Below are 1,280 nucleotides of genomic sequence, written 5' to 3' on the forward strand. Positions count from 1 at the left end.
GCGGGTGCGCTCGATGTTCTTCGGCAGCAGTTCTTGGTCGAGGGCTTCGCAGACGTCGCGGGCGCGCAGGGGGGGCGGTTGTCTGGTTGAAGACGGCGAGGATGCGGGGGTAGTCCGGGTGCTCGGGCAGGTTGGGTGCGCCGGCCTGCTCGGGGAGACGGTCGGCGAGAGCCGTGACGGTCTTGCGGGTGATCGCGAGGTGTTCGAGGTGGATCTCGGCTTCCCGGAGCCGGTCCTGGAGTCCGGCGATCTGCGCACCAAGGTCGTCGGCCAGGGCCCGGGCGGCGTTCTGCTGAACGTCGAGCGCGTCGAGCAAGGGCTGGACAGTCACCCGGCCACCACCTGTGTCTCGCGCCAAGTGGGTGAGTTCGCGCCGGTGAGGCGGCGGGCCATGACATGGGTCATCGCCCAGTAGACCCGGGAGACGGACGAGGACGGGCGGTGCTCGTAGTCGCGGACCAGACGCCGGTGCAGTATCAGAATCCCGTAGGTCTGCTCGACCCTCCACCGTTTCGGCTGCGGGACGAATCCCTGGTTCTGCGGGTTGCGTTCGACGGTCTCGACATCGATGCCCAGCCGGGCGCCGTGCGCGGTGACCTGGTTTTTGAACCCCTGGTCGACCACAGCCTTGCGGACGGTGCCGCCGGTGTTCTCGGCGACCTGGTCCACCAGGGCGGTACCCGCTGCGTTGTCGTGCGCGTGCGCGGCGAGAACGGTCACCGCGATCACCAGGCCGAGCACGTCCACGGCCAGCCCGCGCTTGCGGCCCGGCACCCGTTTCGCCGGATCCCGACCGGTCGTGGACGCGGGGACCCCGGCGGCCGCGTGGACACTCTGGGTGTCCAGCACCGCCAGGGTCGGGTCCTCTAACCGGCGGGCCCGCTCACGGACCTGGCAGCGCAGGAACTCATGGATGACCTGGTCGGTCCCATCATCCCGCCAGGCGGCGAAGTAGTAGTACGTCGCGCTCTTCGGCGGCAGGTCATGCGGCAGATAGGCCCACTGACAGCCGGTCCTGCTCTGGTAGAGGATCGCGTTCACGATCTCGCGCATCGCACAGGCACCCTGGTGCCCGCTCACCGAGCGATGCCGGTCCTTCCACGCAGTGATCACCGGCTCGATCAACGACCACTGCTCATCCGATAAGTCACTCGGGTACGGCCTGCGTTCACTCACCCCGCCACCCCAACAGACCACCCGGCCCGGATCAGCGGATTCCCGCCCACGCCCACACCCTCAGGTGACGACAGAACTGCCTAAAAACACACGAACCGCCCTCT

General features: G+C 68.3%; 1 protein-coding gene and 1 pseudogene. Both read right to left on the reverse strand.

Annotation, left to right across the window (positions count from 1 at the left end; all coding sequences use genetic code 11):
• Positions 1-316: pseudogene (locus ACTWQH_RS32710) on the reverse strand (hypothetical protein); the annotation flags it as partial.
• Positions 317-327: 11 nt separating this feature from the next.
• On the reverse strand, positions 328-1,176 hold the full coding sequence (locus tag ACTWQH_RS32715) for an IS5 family transposase (protein WP_443290447.1): 849 nt from the start codon (positions 1,174-1,176) through the stop codon (positions 328-330).
• Between the last annotated feature and the right edge of the window lie 104 nt (positions 1,177-1,280).

The sequence above is a fragment of the Streptomyces sp. 6N223 genome (assembly GCF_052246635.1).
Classification (GTDB): Bacteria; Actinomycetota; Actinomycetes; order Streptomycetales; family Streptomycetaceae; genus Streptomyces.